The 12,769-nt window shown below is 67.5% G+C and carries 11 protein-coding genes and 1 pseudogene; 4 read left to right on the top strand and 8 right to left on the bottom strand.

Translation table 11 applies throughout. From position 1 onward, the window contains the following. Positions 1-598 precede the first annotated feature (598 nt). The 3 genes from ltrA to AB0I11_RS33380 all read right to left on the bottom strand — a co-directional run bounded on the left by ltrA (position 599) and on the right by AB0I11_RS33380 (position 3,873). Positions 599-2,047 carry a group II intron reverse transcriptase/maturase gene (ltrA, locus tag AB0I11_RS33390; protein WP_357329773.1) on the bottom strand — a complete coding sequence of 483 codons (1,449 nt, stop codon included), beginning with the start codon at positions 2,045-2,047 and terminating at the stop codon, positions 599-601. 717 nt (positions 2,048-2,764) lie between these two features. Beyond that, positions 2,765-2,962, bottom strand: a complete 198-nt coding sequence (locus AB0I11_RS33385) for a hypothetical protein (RefSeq protein ID WP_357329771.1) — start codon at positions 2,960-2,962, stop codon at positions 2,765-2,767. Positions 2,963-3,732: 770 nt separating this feature from the next. Next, positions 3,733-3,873, bottom strand: coding sequence for a hypothetical protein (locus tag AB0I11_RS33380; RefSeq protein ID WP_357329769.1), 141 nt, complete (start codon positions 3,871-3,873; stop codon positions 3,733-3,735). A 147-nt stretch (positions 3,874-4,020) separates the two neighbouring features. Here AB0I11_RS33380 and AB0I11_RS33375 point away from each other — a divergent pair, with 147 nt between their 5' ends. Next, entirely contained in the window at positions 4,021-5,226 is a 1,206-nt protein-coding gene (locus AB0I11_RS33375; RefSeq protein WP_357329767.1) for a hypothetical protein, read from the top strand. A 117-nt stretch (positions 5,227-5,343) separates the two neighbouring features. Beyond that, positions 5,344-5,481: pseudogene (locus AB0I11_RS33370) on the top strand (recombinase family protein); the annotation flags it as partial. 154 nt (positions 5,482-5,635) lie between these two features. Here AB0I11_RS33370 and AB0I11_RS33365 read toward each other — a convergent pair. Together AB0I11_RS33365 and AB0I11_RS33360 are read right to left on the bottom strand one after the other, a co-directional pair. After that, complete coding sequence (locus tag AB0I11_RS33365) at positions 5,636-6,085, bottom strand: GIY-YIG nuclease family protein (protein WP_357329765.1); 450 nt, start codon at positions 6,083-6,085, stop codon at positions 5,636-5,638. Between the two features lie 292 nt (positions 6,086-6,377). Continuing rightward, positions 6,378-7,325: an endonuclease/exonuclease/phosphatase family protein gene (locus AB0I11_RS33360; RefSeq protein ID WP_357329762.1), complete on the bottom strand. Its 948-nt coding sequence runs from the start codon at positions 7,323-7,325 to the stop codon at positions 6,378-6,380. A 255-nt stretch (positions 7,326-7,580) separates the two neighbouring features. Here AB0I11_RS33360 and AB0I11_RS33355 point away from each other — a divergent pair, with 255 nt between their 5' ends. Then, a complete protein-coding gene (locus tag AB0I11_RS33355) occupies positions 7,581-8,255 on the top strand; it encodes an HNH endonuclease family protein (protein ID WP_357329759.1) in 675 nt (224 codons plus the stop codon). 152 nt (positions 8,256-8,407) lie between these two features. On the opposite strand, the gene AB0I11_RS33350 is transcribed toward AB0I11_RS33355, so the two are convergent. Next, positions 8,408-9,358: a DUF6745 domain-containing protein gene (locus tag AB0I11_RS33350; protein WP_357329757.1), complete on the bottom strand. Its 951-nt coding sequence runs from the start codon at positions 9,356-9,358 to the stop codon at positions 8,408-8,410. Between the two features lie 326 nt (positions 9,359-9,684). Here AB0I11_RS33350 and AB0I11_RS33345 point away from each other — a divergent pair, with 326 nt between their 5' ends. Next, the gene (locus AB0I11_RS33345; RefSeq protein WP_357329755.1) at positions 9,685-10,572 is read left to right on the top strand and encodes a hypothetical protein; all 888 of its coding nucleotides are present in this window, start codon (positions 9,685-9,687) and stop codon (positions 10,570-10,572) included. A gap of 577 nt (positions 10,573-11,149) precedes the next feature. Here AB0I11_RS33345 and AB0I11_RS33340 read toward each other — a convergent pair. Further along, positions 11,150-11,620 carry a hypothetical protein gene (locus AB0I11_RS33340; RefSeq protein ID WP_357329753.1) on the bottom strand — a complete coding sequence of 157 codons (471 nt, stop codon included), beginning with the start codon at positions 11,618-11,620 and terminating at the stop codon, positions 11,150-11,152. 567 nt (positions 11,621-12,187) lie between these two features. Then, on the bottom strand, positions 12,188-12,664 hold the full coding sequence (locus tag AB0I11_RS33335; protein WP_357329751.1) for a hypothetical protein: 477 nt from the start codon (positions 12,662-12,664) through the stop codon (positions 12,188-12,190). Between the last annotated feature and the right edge of the window lie 105 nt (positions 12,665-12,769).

Below are 12,769 nucleotides of genomic sequence, written 5' to 3'. Positions count from 1 at the left end.
AACTCGACACTCAGATGATCACCGATGGGCTGCGAGCCCTTCACATCCGGGTCACCGCCAGCCGCGAACCCCGCTCAAGTTCGAAGAGCCGTCATGGATCTCGCCGAACGACAACTGCTCGGCTAAAGCCACGGGCCTTATGTCCCATTCTCCAATTCCGGCGGGTTCGCACACCGTCGAGCAGCACGAGGCGGGGAGGCACCGACCGCGGCGGACAGGTCGGCCGAACGAAGCGGCCTGGTATTCGTCATTCCCAGGCCCCGAGTCCGACCGCCCTTCTCGCCGCGACGGCTCCGGGCCCCTTCGATCCTGCTCCCGCCACTGACCGGCTCTGTCAGCGCGCAGCAGGCGCTCAATCATGTCCAGGGCCTCCGGCTCCGTGTTGAACGCCCAGCGCAGGACCTTGCCTGTCTCGGTGTCGCCGACACGGGCCACCATCGACCAGCGAGTTTGGCGCACCAGCCACACGTCGCGCGCGCCAGGCGCCCCCAGTGGGGTCGGGCCGAAGCGCGGTGCCGGGCTTTCGTCCGGTCCGTTTCTTCGGCCCGCCCTCCCGAACCGGACGTGCAGCTCTCACTGCATCCGGCTCTCCACGGACTCATGTCGGCTGGGTCAGGCGACGCGCCAGGGGTGCCCAGGGGGTGGGGATCACGCTGCGGCGCCGGTACCGGGAGACGGTGACCGAGGCCGGGTTGAACAGGGTGAGCTGTCCGTCGGTGATCGTCCATCCGCCGGCCATGAAGCGCCGTCGGAGTTGCTTCCACGTCAGGCCCTTGTGTCGTTTACGGATCCAGATAGCTGTCCGGCGCCAGGTGAAGGCGCCGAGGTAGCTGAAGGTCCGTTTCGACACGCCGTGCTTGAAGTAGTTGCTCCACCCGCGTAGTACGCCGTTGACGCGTTCCAGCAGGGCGGTCAGGTCGGCTTGTGCTGAGCTGTGGGTGAGCGTGCGGACCTTGTCCTTGATCGCGGTGACCGCTTTCTTGGACGGGTACGTGTACACGCATCGCCTACCCGTGCCTCGTTTCCGGTGCCGCTGGATGCGGAACCCGAGGAAGTCGAAGCCCTCGTCGATGTGGACCACCATGGTCTTCGGCGCGGACAGGCGCAGGCCCATCCCGGCGAGTACCACGGCCACCTCGTCGCGTAGCTGTTCGGCGTCACGCCGTTCGCCGTGCACGAGGATGACGAAGTCGTCTGCGTAGCGGACGAGCCGCCAGTTCGGCTGGCCGTGCCGGCGGCGCTTCGCTCGCAGACCCTTCGTTGACATCGCCGTCTGCCAGGTGTGCTGGGCGAAGTCGTCCAGCCCGGACAGGGCGATGTTGGCCAACAGCGGAGACAGGATGCCTCCTTGCGGCGTCCCGGTGTGCGTCTCCTCGCGGGAGCCGGTCTCCGTGAGGATCCCGGCCTTGAGGAACGCTTTCACCAGGCTCAGCACGCGCTTGTCCCCGACGCGTCGGCGCACCCGCGCCATCAGCGCGGCGTGGTCGATCGAGTCGAAGCACGCCTCGATGTCAGCTTCCAAGATCCACTCATATGATTTGGATGTCAGAAGATGGATGTCGGCGATCGCGTCCTGAGCGCGTCGGCGGGGCCGGAAACCGAACGAGCACGGATGGAAGTCCGCCTCGAAGATCGGCTCCAGCACCAGCTTCAGCGACGCCTGCACGACCCGGTCCGCGACGGTGGGGATCCCCAACCGGCGCTTCTTGGGGCTGCCCGGTTTCGGGATCAACCGCTCCCGCACCGGAAGCGGCCGAAACTCGCCTGACCGCACTGCCTCCCGGATCATGCCCATGAAGGGCTCCGCACCGACCAGCGCCTGGAGGTGATGGGCGGTCAAGCCGTCCACACCAGCGCTGCGCGAGCCGGTGTTGCTCCGCACCCGATCCCACGCCACCATCAGGAACGCGGGATCGGTGACAAGGTTGAACAGATCATCAAACCGGCGAGACCGATCCTCGCCTGCCCATCGATGCAGCTTGGTCTGAATCTCCAGTACCCGCCGCCACGCCTCGTCGAGGCTCGGCCACGGCGCGCCGGTATTCACCAGCGACCTCCTGGCATGACAATCCCTCCCTGCGAGCCCGCTGCCCGCCTTCGCCATGTAGACGGCTTTCCCGCCCTCGGACTACTACGCGGACTCCGCCCCATCGGGGTGCCCCGGCAGGACAACGTGCCCTCCCATCTCCGCCACGCTGGACGCGTCGCGGCGGGTCCGCACCCGACGGTTCCCACGTTCACCACCGATCGATCGACGGAGGAGGTGCCCGACTTTGCCCCTGCGGCCTGCTGCGGGTACGCCGTAGACCTTCCCCACAACCACCACGACAAGGGGAGCGAACCCCGCCGTGATGCCCACCCGGACAGCACCAGCCCGGATGGTTCGTCCGCGATCCCGGCCCATATCCACCAGATTCGAGCCGGTGGTGGAATTAAGAGGCTTTGACGCCAGTTCCTCACGTACACCTTTCCGTCTCGCTTGCCGAACCTGGGCCGTCTGGCAGTACCGACCCATCCCGGCGTTGTCGAGGCTGCTTCCCACCCTCCCGCGCGTCCCCGCGATCAGGCTGCCTCCAGCTTCACGCCCACTGCTACGACAGCAGACGGGTGAAGGTCTCTCACCTCCACTCGATCGATAGCGCCTCGTGGCGCACCACCCCGTTCCACCACCGTCGGACCACCTCCTGCATGAAAATGATCGTACGGATGTTCGAAGCCCGGTGGCGTGAAGTGGTGGAGACAGACCCGCACGTGTAGCCGCAGCTCACTCGCAGCGGTCCTCCCCGCCCCGGCCGTAGGGCTCGCAGCAATCGGAGCGGTGCCGGTACACACGCAGGTCACGCCCGTGCCGCCGGCCGTACTCGGGTGTGATCTCGTAGAGGCAGGCCTGCCAGACGACGGTCTCCCCGCCGCCGGGCACCACCTGGCCGTCTCCCGGCCCGCCGCGCAGCAGCACGTCCACGCCCTGACCGTAGGTGATTGGCGAGGTATCGGCCGGCCTACCGCTCTTGACGGCCACTGTGCGGTCCCCGCAGCTGAAATGTCAGCTGCGGGGACCAGGTCGGTGGCCTGCGCCCGAAGCTCCACCTGCACGTGGCCGTGGCCAGCAGCCGCAGCGGTGACCGCGCCGACCGGATCAGCCTCGGCGTGTGCCCTGTATGTCGCCAGCCACTGCATCCAACGCTGTGGACAACCCGCCGGCTGTGGATAACACCCTGATCATGGTCGGATGTGCTAGCGCTCCGATGACCAGCGGTTGTTGACGGCTCATCGGGCCAGGGCCCGAGAGGTTGAGCCACCAGGTGATGGGTCGGCGTCTGACCGCCTGGGGGAGTGGCGGTGGCCGCTGGAAAGCGGTCCGCGACGCCCTGAGCGTGGCCCGGTGGACATCGGGGTGCAGGCCGTGAGACACCGCGTGGCTTATCCGATTCGAGGATGGCCGTCCTCCGCACCGGATCCGATCGACGCTACGAGCGCGGCGTGAACTCGTCGTCGCGGATCTTCGCCCGAGACGGGCCGCCTCCCGCCCACGATGACGTGGGGGAGAGGCGAACGGGATCGGCTTGGGCGGAGCGTGGACGTGACTCCGGCACGTCCACGCCTCGGGCCAGCGACCGAACCAGTGCTGCGGCGACCGGTCGCGCTCGCCAGTACGGGGGGCCGCACGCGTAAGTGAGGAGGGCGGGATCCCGCCAGCCCGTCGGTACAGCGCGGGATCCCGCCCGGGGCCGGTCAGTTGTCGGTGCTCAGGTGGTCGAGGAGCCAGCCGGTCAGAGCGCGGGTGGCCCCAGCGAGGACGCCGGTGATCACTGCGAGGGTGATCCGGGTGCGGCGCGGCTGGGGGCCATGGGGGTGCTGCGGGGATCGGGTCAACGGATGCTCCCTGGATGTCGGAGACGAAAGCGGAGCCAGCGCCGGCTTGCGTACTCAGATTCGGCCCGTCTCGCGAGGGCTGACCTGAGTGCCGACGAGTGTCGAGCAGCCCTGCGACTGGTGGCGGTGGGGCATCATTGGTCGGCGATGAATGCCGACAAGTACCGACGAGTGCCCCGCCCGCCTACGGCGGCCGCCAAGCGCGCCCCGGTGCGCCGCCCGCGCAAGCTGGCCCGGCCCGAGCTCGACGCCGGGCCGCAGCGCGATGTCCGCGATCTGCTCTACGACCTGCGCGAGAAAGCGGGCAGGCCCACGCTGGAGGATCTGGAGAAGCGGATCGCCCGCGATGACCGCCTCGACGGTTCACCGAAGAAGGACGTGATCCACCAGATCATCTCCCAGGGTGGGCCGGCGGCCCTAGATGATGTCCGCGCGGTCGCCCAGGTGCTGGCCCTGGCCTGTGGCGAGGATAAGTACAAGGTCGTCGATCGGGTCACCCAGCTGATGTACTCGTTCGATCGGCCGTCGGGGCCGTCGCGAGACGAATCCAGCGATAAAACCTCCGCCCCAGAGCCTCCACCAGCCGCCGACATGACGGCCGTCGTCGTCGCCCGCCCGGAAACAGGCGAGGCCCCCGGGCACTTGTTCGTCGCTGACTGGGTCCCGATGCTCGGCGACGACGTCGCGTTCACCCTGACCGGGATCATCGAGTCCGTACACGTCGAAGTGCCGTTGCTGACCGACTGGCTCACCGCCGAACTCGCCCGACGTTCGGCCTCCGACATTCCGGACGACGACGTGAAGAAGCAGATCCTGCGTCCGGTACGGATGGCAAAGGGACGGTCGGAAAGGCTGGGACCGGAACTGGTCCGGCTGGCTCGTGCCGCGCATGCCGCGCGTTACACCGACGCCGAGATCCGCACGATCCTGAACCGGGCTCTGTCCTTCAAGGTCAACGTTCTCCTGTCGAGCGCCGATCATCCTGGCTATCCGCATCCGCTCGACCTCGGCGAGATAGCGGCGTTCACCTTCGGATACGCCAAGAAGGACCTGATCGAGCTCGGCTTCAACGCCGGCCGAGGTCGCGGCGGAGTCCAGGCGTACGTGCCGCGCGAGATCCTGCTGAACTCCCCCGAGCTGATGGAGATCGGCACGCTGCTCGCCCCTGCGGCTTCCTCCACGTCGGCGAGGCTCTATCGCGCCTGCCAGCTCGCGCGGGACTTCAGCTTCATCGGCCTCGCCGACCAACGGCACCTCTGGACGCACTTCGTCCTGCCCCAAGCCTTCGCTCGCTACCCCTTCGACGCGGTGATTGTCGAGGCCGGCTCCATCCGCACCTTCGGGCTACCGTGACGGGCCACCTGAGCAACGTCGACACGGTGGGCAGGTGCGTCATGAACGGCCGAGCTCCGGACGAACTCGTCCAAGGCCACAACGCTTAGCCAATGTCAGCTTGAGATACACCCCACCTTGTTGCTTTCGGTGGTGGGCGCGTTCGCCGAGTTCGAGCGCGCCCTCATCTTGGAACGCCAGCGCAAGGGCATCGCCGTGGCCAAGCAGCGCGGCGCGTACACCGGTCGCAAACCCGCGCTCACCTCCGAGCAGGCGTATCAGCCGGGAGACGGTCTACAGCTACCTGCGCCCGACTGCCGCCACGGGCTGACCGGCCGGGCAGAGCCGGTCCAGTGCGGCGGCGTCCGGCAGGAAGTCGGCGGGGACACTGCTGTTCTGGAGGAAGGCGATCTCGGGACCAGGACCAGATTTAGGTCGGCGACGGGTAGCACTGCCTGGCGCAGCTGGAGGCGATGAACTCCGTCAACTCGGGGCCGGGATGAAACCATTCGCTGCCAGGTAGGCGCAGGTAGGCGAAGCGCTCATGGAGCTGACCTTCCAGCTGCTTGCGCTCCTTCTTGCGGTCTTCGGCGATGACGTGCAGCACCTGTAGGCCGTGGGGGTTGCCGGTGTGGAAGGAGCGCATCCGCTCGTACGGGCCGCCGCCAGCCTCACCAATCTTGATATAGGGGCCGCTGGCGACGAAGTACACGCCGGCATAGCAGTGCTCCAGGCCGGGGTCGCCGAAGTCGCCGAAGACTTCCTGGCTGGCTTCGATCATGGCTTCTTTCGGGTCGCCAAGGGTGCCGTACCTGCGGATCTTTTGTCGGTATCGGCCGACTCGCCGCTGCCGGCCCCGGTATTCGTCGTAGGTGGTCATCGCTTGCGATTCTGCCTGGCAGCGCGGGTCGTGGCCAGGCCGGTCTGCGCGGTGGCCACCTGGATGCAGAGCCGTCCGTGTTCGGCGTGGTCGGCCAGCTCGGTACGCAGCCGGTCGGCGTCGGCGGCCGCGGCGCCGGCTTGCTCGGCAGCGAGATGACGCGGGCGTGGCGAGATCGTGCCCGACTGCCGTCACGCATCTGCCGCTGGGTCGGAGGTGTCGCCTGAGGCGCTGAAGCGTGTTCGGGATGGCGGACGGTGACGTCCGATCGGGCCCATGGTTGCCGTCCGCGCTACGGGGTGGTGAACCAAGCGACGACCGGGGCATGGTCGGGCACGATGACTGCTTCTCGGCTGCGGGTGGATGCGCCGATGGAGGTGATGTCGTCGACGAGCGAGTCGATGCTCACTAGTCGCAGTTGCAGGTCGCGGGTGGCCAGGATGTGGTCGATGAGTTCGCCTCGGCCTTGGTAGATGCGGGAGTAGGCGCGGGCGGGTGGTAGCCGTCGTCCGAGGTTGTACAGCCGGACGGCGTCGCCCTTGTCCGGGCGGTTGACGTCCCCGTCGGCGGGGCCTTCGAGCAGGACGGTGGTGACGGCGTCGGGTCCGTCGTTGAGGTCGCCGCACAGGATGGTGGGCATGCCTGGCTGTCCGTTGACGGCGGCCGCGGCCAGGACGTCGTTGAGGTGCACGCGCAGGGCGACGGCCTCAGCGGTGCGGCGCAGCAGGGCGTAGCCGGCGCCGCGGGCCCGTTCGTCTTCATCATGGGGATAGCGGCGGCCGCCCGGGTAGGTGAGCAGCTTGCTTTTGAGGTGGGCGGTGAGCAGCCGCAACCCGGGGCCGCCGCAGTCGACATGCACCTGGACCGCTCCGCGACCCAGGTGGGTAAGGGTGGTGCCGTCAACGTCGGGGACGGCCGGCAGGCCGGCCTGCGGCAGCGCGACGATCTGCGCTTCCTCGGCGAGCGGATGCCGGGCGAGGACAGCCACCCGGATGCCCCGGCCGTCCGGATGCGCCGACACGACGGCCTGCCAGGGCTCGCAGAGGGCTCCCCGGAGGTCTTGTACCGCAGCCGGCGAGCCGACCTCTTGAAGGGCGACGACATCGGCGCCGGTGCCGGATACGAGTCCGGCGAGGTAGGCGAGCTTCGCGGCGTAGGTTTCTGTTGCCGAGGTGTCGGCGTCGTCAGGCCGGAACAGGTTTTCCACGTTCCAGGTCATGACGATCAGGTCGTTGGCCACCGTCGCTCCCTGCACCCAGGTGTGCTACCAGCCTGCACGTCGCACTGTAAGACGCCGCTGAAGCGCGGATTGCCACTGCGTCGCGATGCCGACACGCGCGAGCAGGACGGCAGGAAGCGGTCTACCAGTCGGGCTGGCGCCGCGTTCCCGAGGCCAGTATTCGCAGACGCCTTTCACCCTCTTCACACAGGCGACCTTCAATGGACATGATCGGGCGAGACGGTCGCTGTCCAGCCCGTCGTCGAGGAGGCCTTCATGCGAGTCACCCGACAGTCCACCCGATCCCCACTGTGGCGCCGCGGTCTTGCCGCTGCGGCCACTGCCGCCCTCACCGGCGTCTGCCTGCTCGCCGTCGACGCGCAATCGGCCCTGGCTACACCTCCGGGAATCCCCTCCAAGGCGACCGCTCAATCGCAGCTCAACGCCCTCACCGTCAAGAGCGAAGGGTCGACGAGCGGATACTCCCGTGACCTGTTCCCGCACTGGATCACCATCAGCGGCACCTGCAACACCCGCGAGACGGTCCTCAAGCGCGACGGCACGTCCGTGGTCACCGACAGCAGCTGCGCGGCGGTGTCGGGACGCTGGTACAGCCCGTATGACGGCGCGACCTGGACCGCCGCCTCCGACGTCGACATCGATCACGTCGTGCCCCTGGCGGAGGCGTGGCGCTCCGGCGCCAGTAGCTGGACGACCAGCCGGCGGCAGAGCTTCGCCAACGACCTCACCCGCCCGCAGCTGATCGCCGTGACCGACAACGTCAACCAGGCCAAGGGTGACCAGGACCCGTCGACCTGGCAGCCGCCGTTGTCGTCGTACCGGTGCACCTACAGCAAGATGTGGATCACCGTGAAGTACAGCTGGGGTCTGAGCCTGCAGTCGGCGGAAAAGTCTGCCCTGCAGAGCATGTTGAACACCTGCACCTCCTGACGCCTCTACTGGTCGTTCAGACAGCTGTACGTGGCGCGGTGAAGGGCAGCCATGGCCGGGGGAGAGCCCGGCTGCCCTTCACCGCTGGCGCCACCGGGTAGCAGCCGGTGCGGCCTTGGTCGCGAAACGCCTGCCACCGCTGTGTCGGCTGGTTACGGCGGCGGGAGCAGCGTGCCGTTGCGCGCCCACATCCGGGTGCCATCGGGCCAGACAACTGCCGGCTCGTTCTCGGCGTGGAGTCGGCCGTGTGCGTCGATCCGCAGAACGGTGGGCCGCTCGGTCAGGATGGCGACGCCGGTGAGCGGCCACCAGGGCCCGGCTGCCAGAGCCACGTCCCTGCATCCTTCCCACGCGGCATCCGGCGAGCTGCCGAGAACCTTCTGGTAGGTGTCGATGGTGGTGAGCACGAGCCAGTCCGGGTAGTAGGTCCAGGCTGCTTCGAAGAACCAGTCGTGGGGGTCGAGGCAGTAGCGGACGACGGCGTGTCCCTCGTCGTCCTGGTCGACGATGCTGCGCTCGGCGTCCCAGAACCAGGCGGACCGCATGATGTAGCCGGCGGTGAGGCTCCGGTCGATCGTCGACCAGATCGGCGCATGGACGAGGTCATACACGCGCCGCACCGTGTCCAGCACCGGTTCAAGGACGGTGCGCTCCGGTTCGGTGACGGGGTTGCACCGGTACGGGTGCTCCATGAGGTCGTAGCGGGCTTCGACGCCGTCGTAGCGCTGCTCACCGTAGTAGCCGGTCCACTCCATGAACTGGTGGAAGTCGCCGAAGGCGGTGACCTGATCGCGCTCGCTGGTGTGCTCCCAGATCGGTGCCCGCGCCGTGGCCAGGGACCGGTTGAGGTTGCCGCGTCGCACCGAATCGACCAGCGGCCGGTGGCCGCCATCGAGGAGGTGTTGCAGGTGCTCGATAGCGGCCGGGGGAGAGGGGCACCAGAGGAAGCGCGCTGGCTCGCCTTCGCCTGCCGCCTGGTAGGCGAGACGCGCGGCAGCCTCGGCACGTGCATGGTCGGCGGGCTCGCAGGACAGCGCCGCCCGCGTCCACCTGTCCGCTACGGCTTGTGCTGGCGTTGTCATCGGGTAGATGGCTGACGTCATGGTCTCCTCCAATACAAGCGGCCAGGTGCGGTGGCATTCGACGGTGCGGTGGTGGGTCAAGTCGTGGCCGGGCGTGCCGGCTGCGCAGGAGTTCGCCGGGTCAGTGAACTGAATGGTTGCGGCTGGCCACAGCGCGACTTGCGTACTCTGGTTCGTGGCTGTGAGTAATTCACGGGTGACGTGAACGTGATCCTCATGTTTGACTGAGATCTATGCGAGCGGGGCAGGCGCGGCTAGCGATCGACTGCGGAAGCGCCAGCACCAGGCCCGTTGTGGCGTGGCCGGACGGCACCTGGACGCCACTGCTGTTCGACGGAGAACCAGAGATGCCCAGCGCTGTCCTGCTCTGCCCAGGCGGGGAGACGCTGACGGGCCACCAGGCGTGGCAGGCCGCCGCCACCGCTCCCGACCGGTTCATCCCGACCCCGCGGCAGCCCCCCGACCAGCGGCTGCGCGTCGCCGGCGAGGACGTCGACCCCCTCGACCTGATCGCGGCAACCCTGCGCCGAGTCGGGCAGGAAGCGCAGCAGGTCGCCGGTCACGAGATCGAGGATGTGCGGCTGGTCGTGCCCGCCGGATGGGGCCCCAGACGCCGCACCTGGATGCGTCACGCCGCGCATCGGGCAGGCCTGCCCCAACCCACGCTGATCGAAGCGCCGATACACGAGGGGCGCCTGGGAGCACAGTTCTGCCTGGACAAGGGAACAGCGGCGATGTTCGCCATGGCATGGGGGCTGGCCGCCCGATCGCCGCATAGCATCGTCTTCCTGCCGCTGCGCGCGGCGACCCGGCCGGACGAGTGCGCATGGGGACGCCCACTGGATCTGGTGTTACTGCACCACCGACTCGCGTTCCCAGCCTCAAAATGGAAGCCGGTCCGCACCCGGTTGGGCCCCGGTGCGCCGCACACGGTCACCTTGCCCGCCAGCGCCTGGCCGAAGCGGCCAGTCGCCGATCACCGCCGGTCCTGGCACCGAGAGTTCCGCGACTTCATCCGGTGGAAGGTCGCCGCCGACACACTGGTGCTCACCGGTAGCCAGGAAGCGTTCGAGTTGCAGGCCGACCAGGTCCGCGCGCTGGCTGAGGAATGCCCGGCGCATCGCGCGCAGACGCCAGACACGCACTGCTGCGCAGAAATCAACATGGGCAGGAGCCGCTACCACCCCGACCGGCGCTATCCCTACGCAGAACTACACGCCGAGTACTGCCGCTGACGAAGTCAGCCGACAGCAGCGCTGGCCCAAGCGATCAGCGGCTGGAGGAAGACGATCGACGGAACGCCATCGAACGCCTCACGCTGCACAATAGAGTGGTGACGGCGAGAGACGAGATCCTTGCTGCGCTTTCAGACATCGTTGCACGGAGCCCGGACGGTACGTTCCTACCCAAAGACGTGGTCGACGAGCTTCGCCGCCGCAGATGCCCTTACACGGAATCGACGATACGGACCCATATCGTCAGCCGGATGTGCTCCAACGCGCCGGACCATCACGCTCGTACCTACGACGACCTGGAACGACTCCCGAACGGTCGATATCGGCTTCGGTAGGAGTCTGCCGCACGCCCTGGGCTTGGACGCACTACGCTTGGAGGCCGACCTGCCCAACGTGCGGCGCCGGTACCGCGCGTCACTGAACCCAGGGGTGGCAGCTCCGTTCGAGTCGGGCCAGGCTCCGGGGAGCCCGCTCATGACGGGCGGGCTCCCGAAAACGGCTCAGCCCGGCTCCAATTGGTTAGCTGCAACCGCGCGGATCGCGGCAAGAGCGGACGGATCCTGCTGGCAGGGCGTGTCTAGAGCGGATCCAGGAGCAGCACACCGTCCGGTGAGTAGAAGTAACCGCGCACGTGCCGAGCCCAGTCTTCGATCTTCGGGTCTTCCGACTGCGACAACCACTCAGACAGACGCGCGTGCTCGTCGGTGAATCCGTTCTCCAGGAGCCACTGAAGCGTGTCGCCCCGGCCCGCTCCGAAGATGGCTTGGGCGTCAAAGCCGATGCCTAGGTCCATGTCGCCCGTGCGGAACTTCGCCCCATACAGGCGGGGCGAGTCCGCGGGATCACCGATAAGGAACAGCAGAAAGGCCGTCAGGTAGACCTGCTCAAACTCGTCGCTCTCGCCCACGTCCGGGCCTTCGCGCCACGCCCTCTCGAGGTCGAAGATCTCTCGGAGCATCGCGTGGTAAGGGCGAGGATTATCTACGTCAACCATCCGAAGCGCTTCCCGACGCGAAGCCGGACTCGAGAGGTCCAAAGACTCGACCATGTGTGCACGCTAACCAGGGTGGCCGCTCATCGGCTACTTGTCCGCGTGCGCCGCCCCTGGGACGCTCGGCTGTTCACTGTGGCTCCCGATCCTGCTCGTAAGCGCGGCCCTCGTCGGCGCGGGTCTGGGGAGCACGTTGGGAGCGGTTGGGAGCACTAGACGGCGATGAGCAGGCCCGTGGCCGCGCATGGGTCCTGCACTTCGCGCAGCTCATGGGCGGGTTCCTCGTTGATCTTGCTTGACTGACCTCTTCGGGAAGACCGAAGAGTCACGGCTCGGCCGCTTGGTCGGCACGTATGAAGCTGCAACGCTCGCCGCCATTGTCGGCATTCTCGGTGGCCGGCATATGAGCGGTCGAATTGGTGTCCCCTCGCCTTGGCCTCGAGGCCCCGGAACCGTGTCGCGCCCTGGGGGAACCCCGGACACCGCTGTCGGTGGCCGGTGCCCGCGGCGGCCACCAAGGACCTCTGGCGGTCGACTCCAGCAACGCCCCGTAGACATCCTCGCTGGTGGCCAGTGAGACCTTGAAACGCTTTCCTCGACGGTTCAGGCCTGAGCCGACACGGATCAGGCTGCTTCGTCACCTTGTTGGAAGAGAGCAGCGATGGCAACCCAAACAATGGTGCTGGCGCCCAGAACGCAGAGCATCAACAATGCTCTGACCGCAGTTGACCGGCTTCCACGTGCGATCTTGAGGTTGGCGACCATGGCAGCGCCGGCCACAAGCCCTCCAATCAGCCCGCCGTGAAGTGTAAGGATGAATACGACGAACGGCAGGGCAGTCATCATCTGCAGCAGCGCCGGTACACGTGGTCCCGTGCGGTGTTTGACGCCCCTGATCTCGATGCTCGGGTAGGGGTCTAGGAAGCCGCTGCTCAACTTGGCTTCGACCAGAGTTCCGTCCGCCGCCCGAAGGACGTACTTGTTTCCGCGTGTGCGGGTGGCGCTATGTGCGCCGACAGTGATCGAGGCGGCCCCGAAGGTGGGCGTGGTGACGACGAGTGGGCCGGCGAGGCCATCGATGTCTATGGGCTCTGTACGCATGGCGGGACATGCTAGACGAGTTGTTCCGAATTCCGGTCAGTGGTCGTAGGCGATCAGTGACCGGGTGACGGGTGCGCCGGTTTCGTTGTTGTGCCAGATCGCGGC

The sequence above is a fragment of the Micromonospora sp. NPDC050495 genome (assembly GCF_040655175.1).
Taxonomy (GTDB): domain Bacteria; phylum Actinomycetota; class Actinomycetes; order Mycobacteriales; family Micromonosporaceae; genus Micromonospora.
This window is presented reverse-complemented; position numbering and strand designations above follow the sequence as displayed.